Source organism: Aquimarina amphilecti (genome assembly GCF_900109375.1).
Taxonomy (GTDB): Bacteria; Bacteroidota; Bacteroidia; order Flavobacteriales; family Flavobacteriaceae; genus Aquimarina; species Aquimarina amphilecti.
This window is the reverse complement of sequence record NZ_FOAB01000012.1, coordinates 65,336-86,936: the sequence shown is the minus strand read 5'-3', so window position 1 is coordinate 86,936 and position 21,601 is coordinate 65,336. Positions and strand designations below refer to the sequence as shown.

Genomic DNA, 21,601 nt, shown 5'->3' with positions numbered 1-21,601 from the left:
TAAATCTAAACACAACAATATGAAGTTTTTTATTGATACTGCTAACCTTGATCAGATCAAAGAAGCACAAGATCTAGGTGTACTTGATGGAGTAACAACAAACCCATCATTGATGGCTAAAGAAGGTATCACAGGGAAGGATAATATTATAGAGCATTATAAAAAAATATGCGATATAGTAACAGGAGATGTAAGTGCTGAAGTGATTTCTACAGATTTTGAGGGAATCATTAAAGAAGGTGAAGAACTGGCTAAACTTCATGACCAGATCATTGTAAAAGTACCTATGATTAAAGAAGGTATAAAAGCAATAAAGTATTTTAGTGATAAAGGAATCAAAACCAATTGTACATTAGTTTTTTCAGTCGGGCAGGCATTATTAGCGGCAAAGGCCGGTGCTACATATGTTTCTCCGTTTATAGGTAGATTAGATGATATTTCTACAGATGGTCTAAATTTAATTGCAGAAATAAGAATGGTATACGATAACTATGGTTTCGATACGCAAATATTAGCAGCTTCTGTAAGACATACAATGCATGTCATTGATTGTGCAAAAATTGGAGCTGATGTTATGACTGGGCCTCTTTCGTCAATCGAAGGTTTATTAAAACACCCTTTAACAGATATTGGATTAGCTAAGTTTTTAGCAGATTATAAAAAAGGAAACTAATTTTTTAGATTTTCTGAGAATTAAAAACTGTTCTTTTAATCGAGAACAGTTTTTTGTTTTTCTATACTCGCCATTCTACTATAGCTCATCAATTGTTTTTCGAAAATAGAGGAAAATAAATCTGCATTTGGATTGATTATTTTTCCTTCTTGATTAACAAGGATTACTTTATTAGAGTAATGAATTACCAATTCATCAGAAGAGCATTTAGGGAATTTAAACTCATATTCATTAGATAAGTCATAATTATGACGCTTAATTGTCTTTAACCAGTTGTCAGTTTGCTCATCATCAGTATTGATAGCTATAAAATCAATCTCAGGATATATTTTACTTAAATGATCCGTTTTTTTATGAGCTTCTATGTAATGATCCTTCCTTTCAATTGACCAAAAATATAATGCAGTAACAGGTTTTTCAAAAAGCGAAGATAATTTTGCCATTTCTCCATTAGAAGAAATAAGATCTTGATCAGGAATAATATTATTAGGTTTTAGTCTAGCAGTTGCCTTTGCTAATTTCACGAGCTCTTTTTGAACCTTCTTATCAGTACTAATTGATAAATAGTGATTTAATACTTTTTGAGAAGTATAGTCATTTTTATTGTCTAAAATAAAATTAGTGGTTATACCTCGCAAAAGGTTATTTTTAATGTAGGAGTGGTTTATCAAACTATCTACAAGATCTAATTTATACATGGTATATTCAACCTTACTCTTAGAGAAAGATTTTTTATTCATGTATTTCGTGTAGGAAGAGTTGGTAAAATAATGATTTAAAAACCTATTATAAGAATATAGCCTCATAAGGTCATCATCATTAAAATTAACTTCCTTTCTGTAGTCAAAGAAACCTTGTGAAAACTCTTTTGCAGGATCAAGATTCTTAATTCTGTGGTATTGATACTTATATAAATACAATTCGTATCTAGAAAAGAAATCATATTCAAAACTAGATCTACATAATTTTTTGGAAAGATCACTTAACTCATATTTATTAGTAAGATGATCAAACCTCTTTACTCTTAAATCTAATAAAGAGTCTTGTTCTTTTTTAAAAAACTTAGGACTTTTTTTGAATTTTCTTTTTTGCAATTGATTCCGTTCTATTTCATTTTGCAAAAACATATCAATTAGAAAGTTATTTTTTCTGGCTCCTCTTCCAGTAAAAACTAAAGACTCATCAAACTCTAGTGTATTTAATCGCATTAAGATACTATCTCCTTTCTCTAATAGGATTAATTGATACTCTGGATTATGCCTAAAAGAGTATAAACCTTCTTTAATGTCTTCTATTTTATGTAAAAATCGATTATTCTTATCTAAGTAAATTGTATCCTGAAAGTCTTCATCTTTAAAAAGAACAATATAATCTGCATTGGGATTGACAATTTCGCCGCCAAAATATATGTGTTCATTAGTTACTTCTGTACTGGAGTCACAACTAGACAAACAAAAACCAATAGTGGAGATATAAATAAAATATTTTATCCTGAAGAAATACATTTTGGGCGCTATTATTAAACTGACAAACATTCAAAAATAAATGGAATGACCTGTATGACTTGTTAATAATACGTTAATTGTGTTATTATTAGGCAATTTGAAGGTGTTGTTATAGAGGTTTTTTATTGTGAGAGTCTAATTATTGCTAGAGCTTTTATTTCATAAGCTCTTACTTAAAATACTACTATATTCTTTCAGGTTCTGGATCCATTTTTCTACTTTTGCCGAAAATACAATTTATACTATGTTATCAGTTTCTAATCTTTCAGTACAATTCGGTAAAAGAATTTTATTTGATGAAGTAAACACTACTTTTTCACAAGGTAATTGTTACGGTATTATCGGTGCAAATGGAGCAGGAAAATCTACTTTTTTAAAGATTCTTTCAGGAGTTTCCGAACCAACTTCAGGTCATGTGCACTTGGAGCCAGGAAAGCGTATGTCAGTTTTAGAACAGAATCATTATGCTTATGATGAGTATACTGTTTTAGAAACAGTGATAATGGGTAATAAAGAATTGTATAAAATCAAAACTGAAATTGATGCTCTTTATGCTGATTATACTGACGAAAATGCAGAGAAGATCGGAGAGCTTCAAGTACAGTTCGAAGAGATGAACGGATGGAATGCTGATAGTGATGCTGCTACAATGTTATCCAATCTTGGTATAAAAGAAGACTTGCATTATACAAGTATGGCAGATTTGGATACTAAACAACGTGTAAGAGTTTTACTTGCACAATGTTTATTTGGTAATCCAGATGTACTAATAATGGATGAGCCTACCAATGATTTGGATTATGAAACCATTTCTTGGTTAGAACATTTCTTAGCTAATTATGATAATACGGTAATTGTTGTTTCTCACGACCGTCACTTTTTAGATTCTGTATGTACACATATTTCAGATATTGACTTTGGAAAGATTAATAATTATAGTGGTAATTATACGTTCTGGTATGAATCTTCTCAATTAGCTGCTAGGCAAAGAGCACAACAAAACAAGAAAGCTGAGGAGAAAAAGAAAGAATTACAAGAATTTATAGCTCGTTTTAGTGCAAACGTAGCAAAGTCAAAACAAGCTACTTCTCGTAAAAAGATGATCGAGAAATTGAATATAGAGGATATTAAGCCATCTAGTCGTCGTTATCCAGCTATTATTTTTGAAAGAGATCGAGAAGCAGGAGATCAAATTCTTAATGTAGAAGGGTTAGGAGCTAGTATAGAAGGAGATATTCTTTTTAAAGGAGTAGATATCAACCTAGCAAAAGGAGATAAAGTCGTGGTTTTTTCTAAAGACTCTAGAGCTACTACAGCTTTCTATCAAATACTTAATGAGAAACAAAAAGCCGATGATGGTAAATTCTCTTGGGGTATTACTACAACACAATCTTATTTACCTGCTGATAATAGCGAATATTTTCAGAATGACCTAACATTGGTAGATTGGTTACGTCAATGGGCAACTACAGAAGAAGAAAGAGAAGAAGTATTTATCCGAGGTTTTCTTGGTAAAATGATTTTTAGTGGAGAAGAAGCGTTAAAGAAATCAAATGTACTTTCGGGAGGAGAAAAAGTAAGATGTATGTTATCTAAGATGATGATGACAAGAGCAAATGTATTGATGCTGGATGAACCAACGAACCATTTAGATTTGGAATCAATTACTGCATTTAATAATTCTTTGAAGAATTTTAAAGGTACTATTCTTTTTACGACACACGATCATGAGTTTGCGCAGACAGTAGCTAATCGAGTAATCGAGTTAACGCCGAGTGGAGTAATTGATCGTTATGCTACTTTTGATGAGTATATGAGTGATAAAAAAATTAAAGAATTACGAGATAAGATGTATGCTGTTAATGTTTAATGTATATGTTTTTTCTAAAACTATAAAAGGATCTCGCATTTTGCGGGATTTTTTTATGCTATTTTATAACTAAACCTTCAAATTTTATATACATATATTCTTTGATCGCAGATTCTAAAGTTTGCTGATTGCTATTAAAAAAAGTGTGATCTGTAATCAATTGCATAATAAAGTATTCATCTAATTTTATTAATAATTCAGGAGAAACTGTTTTAAACATTTTGTTTTCTATTCCAAAAATATAAAAGTGCTTAAGGTCTTCTAACAAACCTTGCAAAAAATCATTTACAATACTCCAGGCACTAGGGTAGTGCATTTGTAACTGTTTTAGATAATAAGGCGAAATATCTTTAACACCTTCGGCTAGAATCTTTGCTAAAGTCTCATAATGGTAATTTAATGTAGAAAGTTCTCCTGAGATTTCATTTTTATAAGCTTTAAGACGATCAACCCTTACTTGTGTGATATATTCAAAAATTTCTTCTTTAGTTACGAAGTATTGGTAAATCGTAGACTTACTCTTGTTCATTAATATAGCTAGATCATCAATAGTTAGTTCTCCAAGCCCCATATTACTCAATTTAGGAAGTATCGCCTGCGTCCATTGTTCAACCTTTTTGTTTTTATCTTTTCTTTCTCGATGAATTGATTTTCTTCCCATATTTGGTATTTTCTATAAATCGAACTATATTTGATTAAATAGTTCGAAAAAATAAATATCTTTTTCAAACATAACCATTTGACCTGTGAAAAATCAAGCAGTTTGGCAAAAATATTCTGGAAAAGTAGCATGGCCAACTATAATTTTGTTTTCCATTTTATGTGTAGGATATATTTTCCTTTGGATTTTTTATGTATTTGGTCTTTCACCAATCTGGACATCTGTTATTGGAGCAGGAATAGCATATGGAATGTTTACAATAGCTCATGAGGCAAGTCATGGTAATATTTCTGGAGGAGTTCAATCTTTTGTGAGATTAGAAAAAGTACTAGGTTGGATGTCTAGTTTCTTTTTGTTGTTCCCTTTTTCGGCATTTGTAGTAATTCATCTTAGACATCACGCACATACAAATGATCCAGTAAATGATCCAGATCATTACGTAAATGGCAGTAACCCTTTATCTATTTTCTTTCGCTGTTTAACATTAATTGGTTATTATTTCGAATTAGCTTTAGGCAAGCAGAGTAGAAAGAATAAAGCGATGCGTAACATTAGAGGGCAATCTGTTGCATTTTCATTTTTTCTAATTGCAGTTTTAAGTACTACAATTTTATTAGGGTATGGGAGTGCATTATTTTTTGTTTTTATTTTATCAGCACTTATTGCTGCACCGATATTAGCATTTTCTTTTGATTGGTTGCCACATTACCCTCATAATAATTTAAGTAAGTATCATAATACTCGGATCATTACGATTCCAGGATTAGAGTTTTTGTCACTATATCAAAGCTATCATCTTATACATCATTTACACCCTAGAGTTCCTTTTTATAAATACCGAAGTTGTTTTCTGGATATGGAACCGGAGCTTTTTGAGAAGGGATCCGTCATAGAAGGATATAGGGATCAAGATTTAAAATTGTTAAGTAAACAAAATACATATTCGGATATTAAATCAGGAAAAAAGTGGAATTATGTTTTAGAAATAGAAGATGTACTTAATGAAACAGTAGATGCTGTTAAGCTTGTTTTTAAAAATTTGGATGAAATCCCTTTTCTATTTGATGCAGGACAATATGTAGTTATTTCTGATCTAGTAGACGGCAATTTAATAAGTAGATGTTATTCTATTTGCGAAGATCCTTTTACAGGTAAACTTGCTGTAGTTATAAAAAGAGTTTCTGGAGGGAAACTTTCCAATCATCTTGTAAATAGTATTAAAGTAGGGAATAAACTTAGAGTTTCTGGCCCTTTTGGTAAATTTTTATTGCCTAAGGAGATAAATAAATCATCTGTTTTTATAGCAGGAGGTAGCGGAATTACTCCTGTTTTATCTATGATCAAATTTATATTAAGAGCATCAAAAGAGAAAGTTACATTGCTTTATGGATGTAGAAATGAGGAGGAGGTAATTTTCTACCAAGAATTAAGAGAACTCTCCAAGAATTTTCCAAAACGTTTTGAATTATTGTTGAGTTTCGAAATGTTAAAAGCTGATTTGCAATATGAACATTTATCAAAGGTATTGAAAGATTCATATTTTTATATCTGTGGTCCATCTCCTATGATGGAGGCTTCTAAGGTAGCTTTGCGTAAACTTGGTGTTCAGGATAGTTTAATTAGAACAGAAGAGTTTTCTCAGGGCTTTAATAACCTCTCCGGGATTAAATATCAGGTAAATGTAGAAATGGGTAGTGATCAATTTTCTTTTACTTCGGATCGCTCAGAGACTATATTAGAAGCTTCAATAAATGCTAAAAACATATTGCCACATGCATGTAAAATGGGAGATTGTGGTACCTGTAAAACTTTATTGTTAAAAGGTGATGTAAATTGGAATGATAAAGAAGATGTAGTTCTCCTAAAAAATGAAATGAATCAAGGATATATACTTACCTGTATGTGTACTCCAAAAACCGATATAACATTAAAAGTATGAATATTGAAGAAGAATATGATTATGTTATCGTAGGTAGCGGTTTTGGAGGATCTGTAAGTGCATTGCGTCTTTCAGAAAAAGGATATAAAGTTTTGGTTATCGAAAAAGGAAAGTGGTATAAAGCTAAAGACTTCCCAAAATCAAACTGGAATCTTAGAAAATGGTTGTGGGTTCCTTTTTTTCGGTGGTTTGGGATCATGAAGATGTCTTTTTTTAAACATGTAGTGGTTATTTCTGGTACTGGAGTAGGTGGAGGTTCATTGGTCTATGCAAATACGTTGCCTGTTCCAAAAAAAGACTTTTTTACATCAGGAAGTTGGAAGCAATTGGCGGATTGGCAATCAGAATTAGAACCTTTTTATAAAACGGCATTAAGAATGTTAGGCGCTCAGAAGAATCCATATTTGTTTGATGGGGATAAAGCACTAGAAGAGTTAGCCGATAAGATGAATATTAAAGAAGGTTTTTCTAAAACAGATGTTGCTGTTTTTTTTGGTACTCCTAATAAAAAAGTATCTGACCCATATTTTGGTGGAAAAGGTCCTGATCGAACAGGTTGTAATTTTTGTGGTGGCTGTATGACTGGTTGTAGAATTGGGGCAAAAAACACCTTAGACAAGAATTATTTATATCTAGCACAACAATTAGGCGCTACTGTTCTAGCAGAGCATGAAGTCTTTGATGTACTTCCTTCTTCAGATGGATATACAGTGAAATTTAAATCTTCTACCAAACTATTGAAGATTAAGAAAGGAGTAAAGTCAAAAGGCATTATTTTTTCCGGAGGAGTTTTAGGAACTGTAAAATTATTGTTAAAGTTAAAGAAGAAATCTTTACCAAAGCTTTCAAGCAATTTAGGATCAGACATAAGAACAAATAACGAAAGTTTGATCAGTGTAACCAATTTAAATGGTAAAAAAGATATGTCAAAAGGAGTAGCTATTGGATCAATCTTAAATACTGATAAAAACAGTCATTTAGAAATTGTTAGGTATGCTAAAGGTTCTGGGTTTTGGCGTTTGTCACATTTGCCTTTAACCCATGGTAAGAATACGGTTGTACGTGTTACGAAAATGATCACAAGTTTTATAAGCCACCCAATATCTTATCTTAAATTATATACGGCTAAGGATTGGAGTAAGAGTACAGCTATTCTTTTGTTTATGCAAACACTAGATAGTACCCTAAAATTTAAAAGAAACTCTTTAGGGCTTATGAATACTAGTATTGCAGAAGGTAAAAAACCTAGTGCTTTTATACCACAATCTCTTAATTTAGCAAAAAAATATTCTGAACTAACAGAAGGTAAAGAAACTGTTTTTGGATTAGAACCATTAGCAGGAATACCGTCTACAGCTCATATACTAGGAGGAGCGGTTATGGCTTCTAGTACAAAAGATGGAGTAATTGATAAAAATAATAAGGTATTTGGATATGAGAATATGTATATATGTGATGGATCTATGATTTCTGCTAATCCAGGAGTAAATCCTTCTTTATCTATTACAGCAATAACCGAGCGAGCAATGAGTAAAATTCCGAAAAAAGAAAATTAATCTTCGTTAATATCTTTGTTTTGAAGATGTCTGTAAACCAAAAAACCACCATATACTATAAATGAAATAGTAAGGAAAATTTTATAATCCCATTCGAAATCAATTCTTGTACGTTGGTATAACCTGAAACTTCCGAATAGGACTAGTGCTATCCCGATCATAAAATCCCAGTTTTTCCTTGGGTTGTTGTTTTCTTGACTCATAATACTCTAAGATAAACTTTTTTCTATAATAGGAATAGCTTCTTCTACGTCTGTCTTTTTTACAAAGAGCTGAATGTGATGCGGAATTCCACCGCCAAAACCAGCTGCCATACCTGATTTCATGTCATCTCTAGTTATTGAATTTATACCGCTATCCTGCAGTATATTTTGAAGAAATTGTATATTAATTAGACTTCCCGTGTATACTCTTTCATATTCACTTTCTGGAAACATATGTGTTTTTTTATGCATTAAAATATTTACTATCCCAAATTGCAGTATTAAAATTCTTGCCTAACGCGAATCCATAAAATAAAACTACCGCTGCAACAGATTTAAACATAAAAAAGAATATCATGATAAATTCTGAAGTATTACTTTCTTTGCTAAACAAACCTTGTGGGACCATAAAGGTAACTAAAAGACTTACTAAAAAGGTAAGAATTAATAAGTTTTCAAAACTCTTAAAAAACCACATCATTATTTTACGAAATGGGTGAAGATCATCGCCCCATTTATGAATGAGGTAGTAATAATCATTACCCATTGGCGCAAAAAGTAATGGATCATCAGCATTAGCTAGTTTAAACAATTTAGAAGGTGCTATGATCTTAAATCCCTTCATTTCTATTTTATGAGTTTTTTCTAGTTCTTTAATTTGTAGAACAGCCTCACGAGGAAGTTCGCCTTTAAAGTATTTAGAATCTAAAAAACGTAAACGATAATCAATACAAATCTTTTTAATTTGGTCAATATGATAAATATTAGAACTTTCTAATTGATCAAAATTAAAAGTATTTATTTCAGAAGTAGTTCCGTTTTCTAGGGTTTTAAGAATTCGATGATCTTTTTTCTCTTCTCGTTCAAAAATAGACTCAACTTGTTTTTCCCAATTAGAGGGATTAAACTGCTTGTTCCTATGTTGAGTTAACTTTTTTTCGATATTGGTTTTTGGAAATAGCATGTCTTTTTCTTTAGCTCCACTAAATTAACCATTTACGATATGGATTACAAGATTTCATTGTTTTTAACAAATGTTGAATTAGTTTTCTGAGATACTTTTTTATGGTTGTAGGGAACATAATTTTGCCATTTCCAAGGTGTGTATATGTCTCCTAATGCAACTTCTAGTAGTTCTTTAAAAATACTTTCTCCATTAGCACTATTGGTCATTATCATGATTCCTTTTTTAGCTTTTGGAAATAATATAGAATAATGTTGAAAACCATCACCATGTCCTTCCTTAAAAGCGCCTATACCATATGGAGATTTTAAAACTCCCCAGCCTAATCCATAACCTAATTGAATGGCATCATTAATATCACTCTTTTTATGGGATAGTGGGCCAAACTGGGCTAATGTTCGAATTCTTATTTGCGACTTGAACATTTCATCCCATGAACTTTTTGTAATAATTTTGTTTTGTAATACAGCTTCCAAGAATTTACTATAATCTTCAGTGGTAGTTTCTAGTGTTCCTCCACCTCTTGGTTCATTATCTTTATCTTTTTTGAATAATTTTCCTTCTTTAGAATGTCCATGCGCAAAGTCATTTTCGAATTTTTTATTCCATTGATAGCTAGAGTTATTCATTTTTAAAGGTTTGAAAATCTTCTCTTGTGCTATCTCTTCCAGTCCTTTTCCGAGTAACTTCTCTATTACAACTTGTAGGTAGATAAAACCCTCTCCAGAGTAACTGTATTTGCTGCCAGGTTCGAAATGTACCCTTAATTTGTGATCAGGTTCGAACCATCTGTAATTATGAAATCCTGTTGTATGCGCCAAACACATCCTTGCTGTAATTTTATGATATAGAGAATCATTCTTTAAAGAAGAAAAGTCATCATGCCATCTAGTCATTGGTTCGTATTCGTATACTTTTTTAGGGAGGTAAGATTCTAAAGGAGTATCTAAGTCAATCACATTTTCTTCCACGAGTTTCATTATTAGTACTCCAAAAACAGCTTTGCTAAAAGATGCTCCATACATATTAGTAGAATCGGTTAACTGCTTTTTATGTTCATAATTCTTATATCCAAAAGTTTTTTGATATGTAATTTGATTCTCATCAAAAAGAGTTATAGCAATGCCATGTACATTAGCATCACTCACTAATTGGTTTACTTTAGAGGTTAAGGAATCTTTGGTAATTATTGATTGATCAAGTCTAACAATTTGTTTTGATTTAGTATCAGTACAGCCAATAAATCCAATTGAAATCAGAATGATTAAAAAATTAATGTTTTTTATCGATTTGTTTTTCTTTAAAAAAGGTATTGATAAAGGGTAGTAGAATTTTTGGGAATTTAAAACAGAAACAATGTTTATAATCATAACGATAAAGCAAAAAGGAATAACGGCAATAAATAGAAAGAAACCGATACCTTTGATTGTTACTAAACTTATAAACGATAATAGGAATAATATTGTCATTGTTATCTGGAAGTTTATAACTGCTCTCCCGTGTACATCGTAGATTTTATTGTCTTCTCTTTTATGAATCCATAGAAAAACAGGTAGCAGAATATTACATATTGGAATCATTAGTCCTAAGAAAGGTGTAGCGTGTAATAGTAACAACCATTTTTGTTGTATAGCTTCTTCTTTTGGATTTTCTATAGGTAGAAGATCTTCTACTTTAATTTCTAAAGCTGTTGCTAATAGTTTTATAGTTTGTAAATGCGGGGTTACTTCTCCTTTTTCAATACGTTGAATAGTTCTTATTCCGACAGTCGTTCTATCAGATAGCTCTTCCTGTGTGTAGCCTTTTAATTTACGTTGGTATAGTAAATTTTTAGAAATAGATTGATTTTCCATGATTATGTTTTTTGTACAAGACAAAACTATTAATTGGGATTGGTATTTATTACGCCATTTAGGTGTCACCTATCTGTCATTTGCTGTTTTTATTGGGGTTTAAGGTTAAAGATATTGTTTTATTAAATAAGAAATGCCTTTAAGAAACTTAAAGGCATTGTAAAAATAATTAGTTTAACAATTAATTTTTTATCGTAATTCTGCTCCTAATTTGTTTTCAAAATTATGTTGAAGCTTATTCATAATTTTATCAATTTGTTTATCCGTTAACGTTTTGTGTTCATCTTGCAACGTGAAACTTACAGCATATGATTTTTTACCATTTGGTAAATTCTTTCCTTCGTATACATCAAATAAATTGATATTTTTTAACAGTTGCTTTTCTGTTTGTTTAGCGATCGTATGGATTTCTTCAAAAGTAACAGAGTTATCTAATAAAAGCGCAAAATCTCTTTTAACTTCTGGGAACTTAGGAATATCACTAAATTTAATTTTACTTCTTCTAGCAAACTCCAATATTGTATCCCAGTTAAAATCTGCAAATAATACTTCCTGAGAAATTGAGAAATGTTTTAAAACGGATTTCTTTACAATTCCAAATTCTACTAATTTTGATTTTCCTAAACTATAAGATACTCCTTCAGAAAAAACGTCATTTTTAGCAGGTGAAGTTTTAGAAGTTTTAATTCCTAAACGATCTAAGATAGCTTCAATAATTCCTTTTAGATAAAAGAAGTCACTTTTTTCTTGTCCTATTTTCCAGCTTTCTTTTGTTTTGTTTCCTGTAATTAGAAGACTAAGATGTTTATTTTCAATTCTTCCGCTTTCGTAATTATGATAGGTCTTACCAAACTCAAAAAACTTAAGATCAGAACGTTTTCTATTAATGTTGTGAGAAACTGCTTCTAATCCAGAAAATAGTAAAGATTGGCGTAGAACAGCTAAATCATTACTTAATGGATTAAGCATCTCTACATTGTTATCCGAATTTAATTGTTCGGATAAAGAAATATATTCAGGAGCCGTGAGAGAGTTTGCCAACATCTCATTAAATCCTTGACCTACTAATTGATTAGAAATTGTATTCTGGATATTATAATCAGAAAATTTATCAATGTTAGAAATAGATGCATTGAGCTTTTGCGTAAACTTAATATTGTTGTAACCATAAACTCTTAGAATTTCTTCAATTACATCTGCTTCTCTTTGAACATCATTTCGATATGCTGGTATTGTAAGTCCAAGACCACTTTCTGTAATATTATTGACTTTTATTTCTAAAGAGCTTAGGATATCCTTAATGGTTTCTTGAGGAAGTTCTTCTCCAATAAGTTTTGCCGTGTTTTCAAAAGATAAAAACACCTGAAAGTCTTCCGTTTTCTTTGGGTATAGATCTGTAATTTCACTAGTAATATCTCCACCAGCTAATTCTTGTATAAGTAATGCTGCTCTTTTTAAGGCATATTCTGTAATATTGGGATCAATACCTCTTTCGAATCTAAAAGATGCATCTGTATTCAATCCATGACGTTTAGCGGTCTTACGAATACTTACCGGATTAAAATAAGCACTTTCTAAGAAAATCGAAGTCGTTTTTTCAGTTACTCCAGAATTAATTCCACCAAAAACTCCAGCAATACAAAGCGGTTTTTCTGCATCACAAATCATTAAATCCTCTGAATGAAGCTCTCTTTCTACCTCATCTAATGTGGTGAACTTTGTTCCAGCTTTAAGAGTCTTAACTTCTATCTTATTTCCTTCTATGTAATTGGCGTCAAAAGCGTGTAAAGGTTGTCCTAACTCATGTAATACGTAATTAGTAACATCAACGACATTGTTTTTTGGAGTAAGACCAATAGCCTTTAATCGATGTTGTAACCAAGAAGGAGATTCTCCTACTTTTAATCCAGAAATAGAAACACCACAATATCTTGGTGCTAATTCAGGATTTTTCACATCGATATCAAATTTATGTAATCTGTTTTCTATTTTAAAATTACTAACAGATGGTGTGATCAGTTCTAAATTAAGATCTTTTTGTTGTAAACCTGCTTTTAGATCTCGAGCAGCACCCCAATGGCTCATTGCATCCGCACGATTTGGAGTTAAACCAATTTCGAATACAGTATCGTTTTCAATATCAAAAATATCAGCAGCTGATGTTCCAACGGGAATATCTTTATCAAGAACCATAATACCATCATGTCCTTTCCCTAGTCCTAATTCATCTTCAGCACATATCATTCCATGGCTTTCTTCTCCTCGAATTTTACCCTTTTTTATGGTCCATTCTTTGCCTTCCGCATCATATAGTTTTGTTCCAATGGTTGCCACAGGAACTTTCTGACCTTCTGCTACGTTGGGAGCACCACATACAATTTGCACAGGTTCTCCAGTACCTAAGTCTACTTTGGTTACTTTTAATTTATCAGCATTAGAGTGTTGCGAACAACTAATAACTTGTCCAACAATAACTCCGTTTAAGCCACCTTGTACACTTTGATAGGTTTCGATTCCTTCTACTTCAAGCCCCAAGTCAGTTAGTAACTCCCCAGCTTTTTCTGCATCCCAATCAAGCTTAATAAATTGCTTGAGCCAGTTATATGAAATTTTCATTAATGATGATTCTGTAATTAGCCGGTAAAGATAATACTTTGGGTAAAGCTAACAAACAAGAACTTTGGGTTATATTTAAGGAAATTAAGTATATTTAGAACAATATTAATTTAACCCTTGTTATATGAAAAATATCTTTAAACTTCTTACTTTATTATTGTTTGTTGGAGTAATTTCTTGTACAGATAAAAAAAAGGAAGAAGAAGAAACAAAAGCTGCAGTCGAGAAAATTGAAGCGGTTGAGTCAGAGTTAGAAAATGTTACAGAAGAAGTAACAAAAAAAGCTGACGAACTGGAGGACTCATTAAAAGATTTAGACAGTATATAAACCTTTTGTCTATTTTAAATTATTCATACCCAAACTTTCAAAGGACTAACTAAAAAATATTTGAAAATGAAATTAGTAAGAATTATTATGTTGTTGATGTTGATTTCTATTTGTGGTAATCATAAAGCGTTGTCCCAAGGAAAATCTAAAGAAGCTAAAGAGAAAGTAGCTAAGAAAAAAGTTAAGGGACAAGAGAAAATGAAGGAGATTAAGGAAAACGCTAAAGGGAAACTCGATAAGGAAAAACAAAAGGGAAAGGATAAAATAAAGGAATCTGAAGATGCAGTAGAAAACAGGTTGGAAGATGTTAAAGAAGAAGGTAGTAAGTTAAAAGGCGAGGCTAAGAAAGCCGAAAAGATGGCTGAGAAGGAAGCAAGAAAAGCAGAGAAAAAAGCCGATAAAGAACTCAAAGGAAATGCATATGGTAAAAATAAGGATGGACTTACTGGTAAGGCATATGGGCAGTCAAGAGCCGCAGATGCTAAACTAATGGCGGCAAAGAGTGAAGAAAGCTTAAATAAAGATGAGGAACGGTTAAAAAAAGGACGATCTAAAATTGAAGCTGCTCGAGAGCGATTAGAAAAAGCTAAAGCTAAAGAAGGTGAGGATGCAATGACACCAGAAGAAATTGCTGATAAGGAAAGTAAGATTGCTAAAGCTGAAAAAAAATTAAAAGCACTTGAAGAATCCTTAGAAAATGGTAAGAAAAAAGTAAAAGAAGAAAAAGATAAACTGAATAAAATATATCAGGAGAAGCAATAAATATTGCTCAAATTTTTTAAAGCCTTCTTTTTGTTTTAGTAAAAAGGAGGTTTTTTCAATATACTCTTTTAGATTACAAGATTTTAAGTAATTTATATAAATTTCTCATTACTAATGCTTTTACTTTGACAAAGTTAACAAACAAGGTTTTTGGAGTATCTGGAACAAAAATATTTTAGTTTAGAAGGTTATTTGTTAACTAGAGAATACTCTGATATTTTCTTTAAATAGCTATTAGATTTAGATTGCTTATTTTTGAATATTAGTTTTATTAAAATAATGCCCCTATGAATATGAAAACCCTACTTGTTATTTTTCTTTTTATTAATTGTTTTGCTTTATCTGCACAACATGTTGATGAAAAAGTCCCAGAAATAGAAAAATCCCAAAATACATTGGTGAAAGCCAAAAAAGCTGATAAAAAGAGTTTGAATACTAAGAAAAGAAGTAAATCAACTAAATTGAGTGCTAAAGAAGAACAAGATTTACAAATATCTCATAAAAAGCGCTTGAAAAAAAATAAAGAATTGAAAGAAAAGTCTTTGTCTAAAAAAAGGGAAAAAGAAAATATTAAAGTATACGATAAAAAAGACCCTGATAGTTTATAGATACTCTTCATTTTATTTTTTCAATAAATAACCAAATACTCTACAATAATTTTTTAATTATCCAAGTAAATGATAAGATTCAATTTTCTTAAAAATATAAGTAAATTATTTTTTTTAATGTTTTTAATAAGCTTTACTTCTTGTAAAAAAGAAGTTGAGTCAAGAGAAATGTTTCTCAAAAGTGGCCTTTGGAAAGCTTCTTTAACTGTACAGGATAATAAAGAGTTGCCTTTTCTATTTGAAGTCTTTGATGATCAAACATTGAAGATTTTTAATGCAGAGGAAGTAATAGATGTAGATGAAGTAAGTATTAAAGGAGATTCTATATTTATTAAATTCCCTGTTTTTGAGGGGTATATAGCTGCGAAATTCCAGGATTCTACAACTATTTCAGGAAGTTTTATAAAGGAGAGTTTGGATAGAGTTGTTCCTTTTAATGGTACGTTTGGCGTAAAAGATAGGTTTGAAGTTATTTCAAAACCAACTGCTGACATAAAAGGTAATTGGGAATCCGTTTTTAGCCCAGACACTCCAGAAGACAGATATATTGCTAAAGGTATTTTTAAACAAAATGGGAATATAGTAACCGGAACTTTTAGAACGACTACAGGAGATTATCGATTTTTAGAAGGAGTTCTTAATGATAACAAACTAGAGTTGTCTGCGTTCGATGGCGCTCATGCTTTTCTCTTTACTGCCGAAGTAACCGATAGTACAATGAATGGAAATTTTTATTCTGGTAATCATTGGAAAGAACCTTTTATAGCGAAACGTAATGAACAGTATGAATTACCTTCTGCAGATTCTTTAACTTTTATCAAAGAAGGATATGATAAACTAGAGTTTAGTTTTCCAGACGCTAAAGGAAATCAAGTTTCCTTAAATGATGAACGTTTTAAAGGAAAAGTAACGATGGTACAAATCATGGGAACTTGGTGTCCTAATTGTATGGATGAAACCAAATACTATGTAGATTATTATAATAAAAATAAGGATAAAGATATAGCATTTGTAGCATTGGCATTTGAGTATGCTAAAACTTCAGAAAAAGCATTTAAATCTATAGAAAGGCTTCGATCAAAATTAAAAGTGGAATACCCAATTCTTTTAGCTCAATATGGAACATCTGATAAAGAAAAGGCTCAGGAAAAGTTACCAATGCTAAATCATATTTTGTCATATCCTACTACAATTTTTGTTGACAAAAAAGGAGAAATACGTAAAATCCATACTGGATTTAACGGCCCTGCCACTGGTCAAAAATATATTGATTATAAGAATGAGTTTGAAGGTTTTGTTAATCAGCTGTTAAAAGAATAATTGATTTAACAATTATTAGGACTTGTATCGTTAGTTTAACACTACGGTAACATCTTGATTAAGAATATCATCTTATTATTGTTTGAAGTGTATGACTTTTCTTTCATACAGAATTCAATAAAATAATTCAAACAATTCGAGTCATGAAACAAACTAAACTCATAAAGGCAGTTTTTATAAGTGCCATAATGTTAGTATCAATTCAGATAAATGCTCAACTTAAAACTCCCGAAGCTAGTCAAAGAGCCCAAGTTTCGCAGACAGTTGGTATAACAGATATTACTATCGATTATGGTAGGCCAAGTGTAAAAGACCGTGAGGTGTGGGGCAAACTCGTTCCTTTTGGGTATAATAACTTAGGATTTGGAACATCTACTGCAGCACCTTGGAGAGCAGGAGCTAATCAGAATACAACTGTAACATTTTCGCATGATGTAAAAGTAGAAGGGAAAGCAATCAAAGCCGGACTGTATGGATTACATATAGCTTTAAAGGAAGGCGGAGGAGCTACCGTAATATTTTCTAAGAATGCCACATCTTGGGGGAGTTATTTTTATGATGAGAAAGAAGATGCTTTACGGGTAGATGTGCAAACGAAAGAAGTAGCACATACGGAAACATTATTATTTTTATTCCCTTCTTTTGATGCTACTAGTACAATTGCAGCGTTGCGTTGGGAAAAGAAAGAAATTCCATTTAAGATAGAAGTAGATGTAACTAATATTGTAATGGATGGGATTAAAGATGATTTGAGAAGTAATGCAGGATTCACACAATCGAATTGGGATAATGCAGCAAATTTTGCATTTAATTCTGGTGATTTAGATCAGGCATTAAAATGGGTGAACGCTTCTATAAGTGGTAACTTTTTTAGTAAAGAAACTTTTGGTAACCTTTCTCTTAAATCTAGGATTTTAGCAAAACAAGGTAAGACGGAGGAGGCAATGGCAATAGTAGATAAAGCAGCTACAAAAGGAAATGCTTCTCAGGTATTTCAATTGGGTAATGGTCTAATAGGTCAAGGACAAAAAGATAAGGCTTTAGAGGTTTTAAAAAGTAACGTAAAAAATAATAATGGAGCTTGGCCATCTAATTATGGATTAGCAAAAGCATACTCTGCAACTGGCGATTATAAAAATGCAATTAAATCAATGAATGTTTGTATGAGTAAAGCTCCTGAAAGGTTCAAAGATCGATTGTCTGGTGAATTGGAAAAATTAAAAAAAGGAGAGGATATAAATTAATACCTCAAAAATATATACAATCAATCAAAGGATTAGAATTTTTCTAATCCTTTTTTTGTTGATTATAAAGAAAAAAAGTTAATGTTTTTGAAGCGTAATCGATAGGCTATTTCTTGCTATATTACATTATATTATTACCATATCTTTGTACTACCAAATTTATATACATGAGTAAAGCTGTTTATATCGCTACTATCGAACCGAATAGTGGTAAATCAATTGTTGTTTTAGGGTTAATGAGAATGTTACTGGGTAAAGTAGCAAGAGTAGGATATTTTAGGCCAATTATAGATGATCCAAAGGAAGGAGAGATAGATAATCATATTAATACCGTAATATCACATTTCGAATTAGACATTAATTATAAAAATACATATGCCTTTACGAGAAGTGAAGTTCTTCAAAAATATAACCAAGGAAGATCAGGAGCAATTATAGATGGTATTATCCAAAAATATAAAAATCTCGAAGAAAAATTTGATTTCATTCTTGTAGAAGGAACTGATTTTTCAGATGAAGGTTCTATTATTGAATTTGATATAAATGTAATTATAGCAAAGAACCTAGGAATTCCTTCGATTATTGTGGCTAGTGGAGTTGATAAAACTAAGGAAGAAATAACAGGAAATCTTAAGCTGGCATATGATACTTTTACCAGTAAGGATGCAGAAGTATTAGCAATTGTTGCTAATAAAGTAGTTAATGGTTATGAAAAAGAATTGAGAGCAAAATTAGATGATGATTTTGGCTCAGCAGTAGAGAAAATTATCATTCCTAAAATTGGTTCCTTAATTAACCCAACAATAAGAGAAATTGTAAATGAATTAGATGGGAATGTCCTTTTTGGAAAGGAATTTTTAAATAATCAAGCAGGTAGTTTTGGAGTAGGTGCTATGCAATTACGAAATTATCTTACACATCTCAAGGATAATAGTTTAGTAATTACTCCCGGAGATCGGGCAGATATTATTTTAGGGGTTTTACAAGCTAATATTTCAGATAATTACCCCAAAATTTCTGGGATCATTCTAACTGGAGGTATAATTCCTGAAGAATCAATTCTTAAATTAATAGAAGGTGTTTCTTTATCAGTGCCTATTATATCGGTATCGCAAGGAACTTTTTCTATAACTAATAGAATAGGTGCTATTAGATCGAAAATACATGCAGATAATTTACAAAAGATAAATACTTCTATTAGTACGTTTGAACAATACGTGGACGAAGATCGTTTGGTCGATCCATTGATTACATTTAAGTCAGATAGTTTGACTCCAAGTATGTTTCAGTATAACTTGTTGAAACGAGCATTAAAAAATAAGAAGCATATTGTTTTGCCTGAAGGTTCTGACGAAAGAATTTTGAGAGCAACTTTTAGATTACAAGCGTCAAACGTTGTTGATATTACTTTAATTGGTGATGAAAAGAAAATTAAGAGTAAAGCGGTAAAATTAGATATACCTATTAATTTTAGTAAGGTTAAAATTATTTCACCAATAAATTCACCCCATTTTGAGGATTATGTACAAACATTCTATGAGTTACGAAAGCATAAAAATGTGAATTTAGATATGGCAAAAGATATGATGGCAGATGTGTCATATTTTGGGACTATGATGATTTATAAAGGTCACGCAGATGGAATGGTTTCTGGAGCTGTACATACTACCCAGCATACTATACGACCAGCATTACAATTTATCAAAACTAAACCAGGAGTGAAGGTTGTGTCCTCAGTCTTTTTTATGTGTTTAGACGATAGAGTTTCAGTATTTGGTGATTGTGCTATTAATCCAAATCCAAACGCAGAACAGTTGGCAGAAATAGCAATTTCTTCTGCAAAATCCGCTGCTGCATTTGGTATAGAGCCTAAAGTAGCAATGTTATCTTATTCCTCGGGAACATCAGGAAAAGGAGAAGATGTAGAAACGGTAAGGGAGGCTACAAAAATTGTAAAGGAGAAACATCCAGAACTTAAGATCGAAGGCCCTATTCAATATGATGCGGCAGTAGATATGAGAGTAGGTCAAAGTAAGCTTCCAAATTCTGAAGTTGCAGGACAAGCAAGTGTTTTGATATTTCCTGATCTTAATACAGGAAATAATACGTATAAAGCAGTACAACGAGAAACCGGAGCTTTGGCAATAGGTCCTATGCTTCAAGGTTTAAATAAACCAGTTAATGATCTTAGTAGAGGGTGTACAGTAGATGATGTTTATAATACAGTGATTATTACAGCAATTCAAGCACAAGGACTATAAAAGTAAGATAATAACATGCGGATATTAGTATTAAACTCAGGGAGTTCATCAATTAAATTTCAATTATTCAATATGCCATCAGCTGAGGTCTTATGCTCAGGCTTGGTAGAACGTATTGGATTAGAAAATGCTAAAATAAATTATAAAACAGCTAACAATAATATCGAAAAAGAAGTTTCTATTACTAACCATAAAATAGGACTTCAGTTAATTGCAGATTATTTGTTAGACCCAAACCTTGGAGTAATTACTACGGCTTCAGAAATACAAATCGTCGGGCATAGGGTAGTTCATGGAGGAAGCACATATGCAGAAACGGTGTTAATTGATAATGAAGTAAAGCAAAAAATAGAAAAACTCACTGCATTGGCACCTCTTCATAACCCTGCTAACTTGCAAGGAATCTTAGTTTCAGAAGATATTTTTAAACAAGCTAAGCAAATAGCAGTTTTCGATACTGCATTTCATCAAACAATGCCGGTAGAAGCATATAAATATGCGATCCCTAACTCTTTTTTAGATGACCATAATATAAGGGTTTATGGATTTCACGGTACTAGTCACAAATATGTTTCTAAAAAAGCAATTGATTTCTTAGGTAAACAGAGCTCTAAGGTTATCACTATTCATTTAGGAAACGGATGTAGTATGACTGCCGTAAAGGATGGAAAAAGCATTGATCATACATTAGGATTTGCACCCATGAACGGACTAATAATGGGTACTCGATCAGGAGATATAGATCCAGCGGTTATTTTTTATATGGTAAATTCTTTAGGACATTCGTTAGATGAAGTTAATTCATTACTGCAGAAAGAAAGTGGAATGCTTGGGTTGACCGGGTTTAGTGATTTACGAGATATAGAATCCGAAGCAGAAAAAGGGAATGTTAGTTGTCAAGAAGCTTTAAAGATGAATGCATATCGTATTAAAAAGTTTATTGGAGCTTATGTAGCGGCTATGAATGGTCTTGATGCGATTGTTTTTACGGCAGGAATTGGAGAGAATTCTGATGTAGTCAGAAACTTAGTTTGTTCGGAGTTAGAGTTTTTAGGAATTGAATTGAATCAAGAGAAAAACAGTATAAGATCAAAAGAGATAAGAGACATAAGTCAAGATTCTTCTAAGGTTAAAATATTGGTAATTCCAACGAATGAAGAATTGGAGATAGCTAGACAGTCCTTTAATTTAATTTCATAAAAATAAAAACGATTACCCGAAAACTGTTCGGGTAATCG

The 21,601-nt window shown here is 31.6% G+C and carries 18 protein-coding genes; 11 read left to right on the top strand and 7 right to left on the bottom strand.

Annotation, left to right across the window (positions count from 1 at the left end; all coding sequences use genetic code 11):
• Positions 1-19 precede the first annotated feature (19 nt).
• Complete coding sequence (fsa, locus tag BMY33_RS22630) at positions 20-673, top strand: fructose-6-phosphate aldolase (RefSeq protein WP_091412775.1); 654 nt, start codon at positions 20-22, stop codon at positions 671-673.
• 35 nt (positions 674-708) lie between these two features.
• Here fsa and BMY33_RS22625 read toward each other — a convergent pair whose 3' ends face one another.
• Positions 709-2,178 (bottom strand): hypothetical protein, encoded by a 1,470-nt coding sequence (locus tag BMY33_RS22625; RefSeq protein ID WP_091412773.1) that lies wholly within the window; start codon positions 2,176-2,178, stop codon positions 709-711.
• A gap of 244 nt (positions 2,179-2,422) precedes the next feature.
• Here BMY33_RS22625 and BMY33_RS22620 point away from each other — a divergent pair, with 244 nt between their 5' ends.
• On the top strand, positions 2,423-4,048 hold the full coding sequence (locus tag BMY33_RS22620; RefSeq protein WP_091412771.1) for an ABC-F family ATP-binding cassette domain-containing protein: 1,626 nt from the start codon (positions 2,423-2,425) through the stop codon (positions 4,046-4,048).
• 58 nt (positions 4,049-4,106) lie between these two features.
• Here the strand turns inward: BMY33_RS22620 and BMY33_RS22615 are convergent, their stop codons facing one another.
• On the bottom strand, positions 4,107-4,709 hold the full coding sequence (locus tag BMY33_RS22615; RefSeq protein WP_091412769.1) for a TetR/AcrR family transcriptional regulator: 603 nt from the start codon (positions 4,707-4,709) through the stop codon (positions 4,107-4,109).
• Between the two features lie 85 nt (positions 4,710-4,794).
• Between BMY33_RS22615 and BMY33_RS22610 the strand changes: the two genes are divergently transcribed.
• Both BMY33_RS22610 and BMY33_RS22605 read left to right on the top strand, forming a co-directional pair.
• Positions 4,795-6,648: a fatty acid desaturase gene (locus BMY33_RS22610; RefSeq protein WP_091412767.1), complete on the top strand. Its 1,854-nt coding sequence runs from the start codon at positions 4,795-4,797 to the stop codon at positions 6,646-6,648.
• Positions 6,645-8,204, top strand: coding sequence for a GMC oxidoreductase (locus BMY33_RS22605; RefSeq protein WP_091412765.1), 1,560 nt, complete (start codon positions 6,645-6,647; stop codon positions 8,202-8,204). Before BMY33_RS22610 ends, BMY33_RS22605 begins: the two co-directional genes overlap by 4 nt.
• On the opposite strand, the gene BMY33_RS22600 is transcribed toward BMY33_RS22605, so the two are convergent.
• From BMY33_RS22600 to pheT, 5 genes are all read right to left on the bottom strand, one after another.
• The gene (locus BMY33_RS22600) at positions 8,201-8,407 is read right to left on the bottom strand and encodes a hypothetical protein (protein ID WP_091412763.1); all 207 of its coding nucleotides are present in this window, start codon (positions 8,405-8,407) and stop codon (positions 8,201-8,203) included. The genes BMY33_RS22605 and BMY33_RS22600 overlap by 4 nt on opposite strands.
• 6 nt (positions 8,408-8,413) lie before the next feature.
• The gene (locus BMY33_RS22595; protein WP_091412794.1) at positions 8,414-8,641 is read right to left on the bottom strand and encodes a putative signal transducing protein; all 228 of its coding nucleotides are present in this window, start codon (positions 8,639-8,641) and stop codon (positions 8,414-8,416) included.
• 10 nt (positions 8,642-8,651) lie between these two features.
• Positions 8,652-9,371: a hypothetical protein gene (locus BMY33_RS22590; protein WP_091412762.1), complete on the bottom strand. Its 720-nt coding sequence runs from the start codon at positions 9,369-9,371 to the stop codon at positions 8,652-8,654.
• Between the two features lie 44 nt (positions 9,372-9,415).
• Positions 9,416-11,224: a serine hydrolase gene (locus BMY33_RS22585; protein WP_091412759.1), complete on the bottom strand. Its 1,809-nt coding sequence runs from the start codon at positions 11,222-11,224 to the stop codon at positions 9,416-9,418.
• A 189-nt stretch (positions 11,225-11,413) separates the two neighbouring features.
• On the bottom strand, positions 11,414-13,840 hold the full coding sequence (gene pheT, locus BMY33_RS22580) for a phenylalanine--tRNA ligase subunit beta (RefSeq protein ID WP_091412757.1): 2,427 nt from the start codon (positions 13,838-13,840) through the stop codon (positions 11,414-11,416).
• 124 nt (positions 13,841-13,964) lie between these two features.
• On the opposite strand from pheT, the gene BMY33_RS22575 reads away from it, so the two are divergent.
• The 7 genes from BMY33_RS22575 (at position 13,965) to BMY33_RS22545 (ending at position 21,563) form a co-directional block, all read left to right on the top strand.
• Positions 13,965-14,168 (top strand): hypothetical protein, encoded by a 204-nt coding sequence (locus BMY33_RS22575; protein ID WP_091412755.1) that lies wholly within the window; start codon positions 13,965-13,967, stop codon positions 14,166-14,168.
• A 66-nt stretch (positions 14,169-14,234) separates the two neighbouring features.
• Positions 14,235-14,930 carry a hypothetical protein gene (locus BMY33_RS22570; protein WP_091412753.1) on the top strand — a complete coding sequence of 232 codons (696 nt, stop codon included), beginning with the start codon at positions 14,235-14,237 and terminating at the stop codon, positions 14,928-14,930.
• Between the two features lie 287 nt (positions 14,931-15,217).
• Entirely contained in the window at positions 15,218-15,538 is a 321-nt protein-coding gene (locus BMY33_RS22565; RefSeq protein ID WP_091412751.1) for a hypothetical protein, read from the top strand.
• A gap of 117 nt (positions 15,539-15,655) precedes the next feature.
• Positions 15,656-16,858, top strand: coding sequence for a peroxiredoxin family protein (locus tag BMY33_RS22560; RefSeq protein WP_091412749.1), 1,203 nt, complete (start codon positions 15,656-15,658; stop codon positions 16,856-16,858).
• Positions 16,859-17,001: 143 nt separating this feature from the next.
• Positions 17,002-18,102: a DUF2911 domain-containing protein gene (locus BMY33_RS22555; RefSeq protein WP_091412747.1), complete on the top strand. Its 1,101-nt coding sequence runs from the start codon at positions 17,002-17,004 to the stop codon at positions 18,100-18,102.
• Between the two features lie 167 nt (positions 18,103-18,269).
• Positions 18,270-20,363 carry a phosphate acetyltransferase gene (gene pta / locus BMY33_RS22550; RefSeq protein ID WP_091412745.1) on the top strand — a complete coding sequence of 698 codons (2,094 nt, stop codon included), beginning with the start codon at positions 18,270-18,272 and terminating at the stop codon, positions 20,361-20,363.
• Positions 20,364-20,378: 15 nt separating this feature from the next.
• Entirely contained in the window at positions 20,379-21,563 is a 1,185-nt protein-coding gene (locus tag BMY33_RS22545) for an acetate/propionate family kinase (RefSeq protein ID WP_091412743.1), read from the top strand.
• Positions 21,564-21,601: the final 38 nt, after the last annotated feature.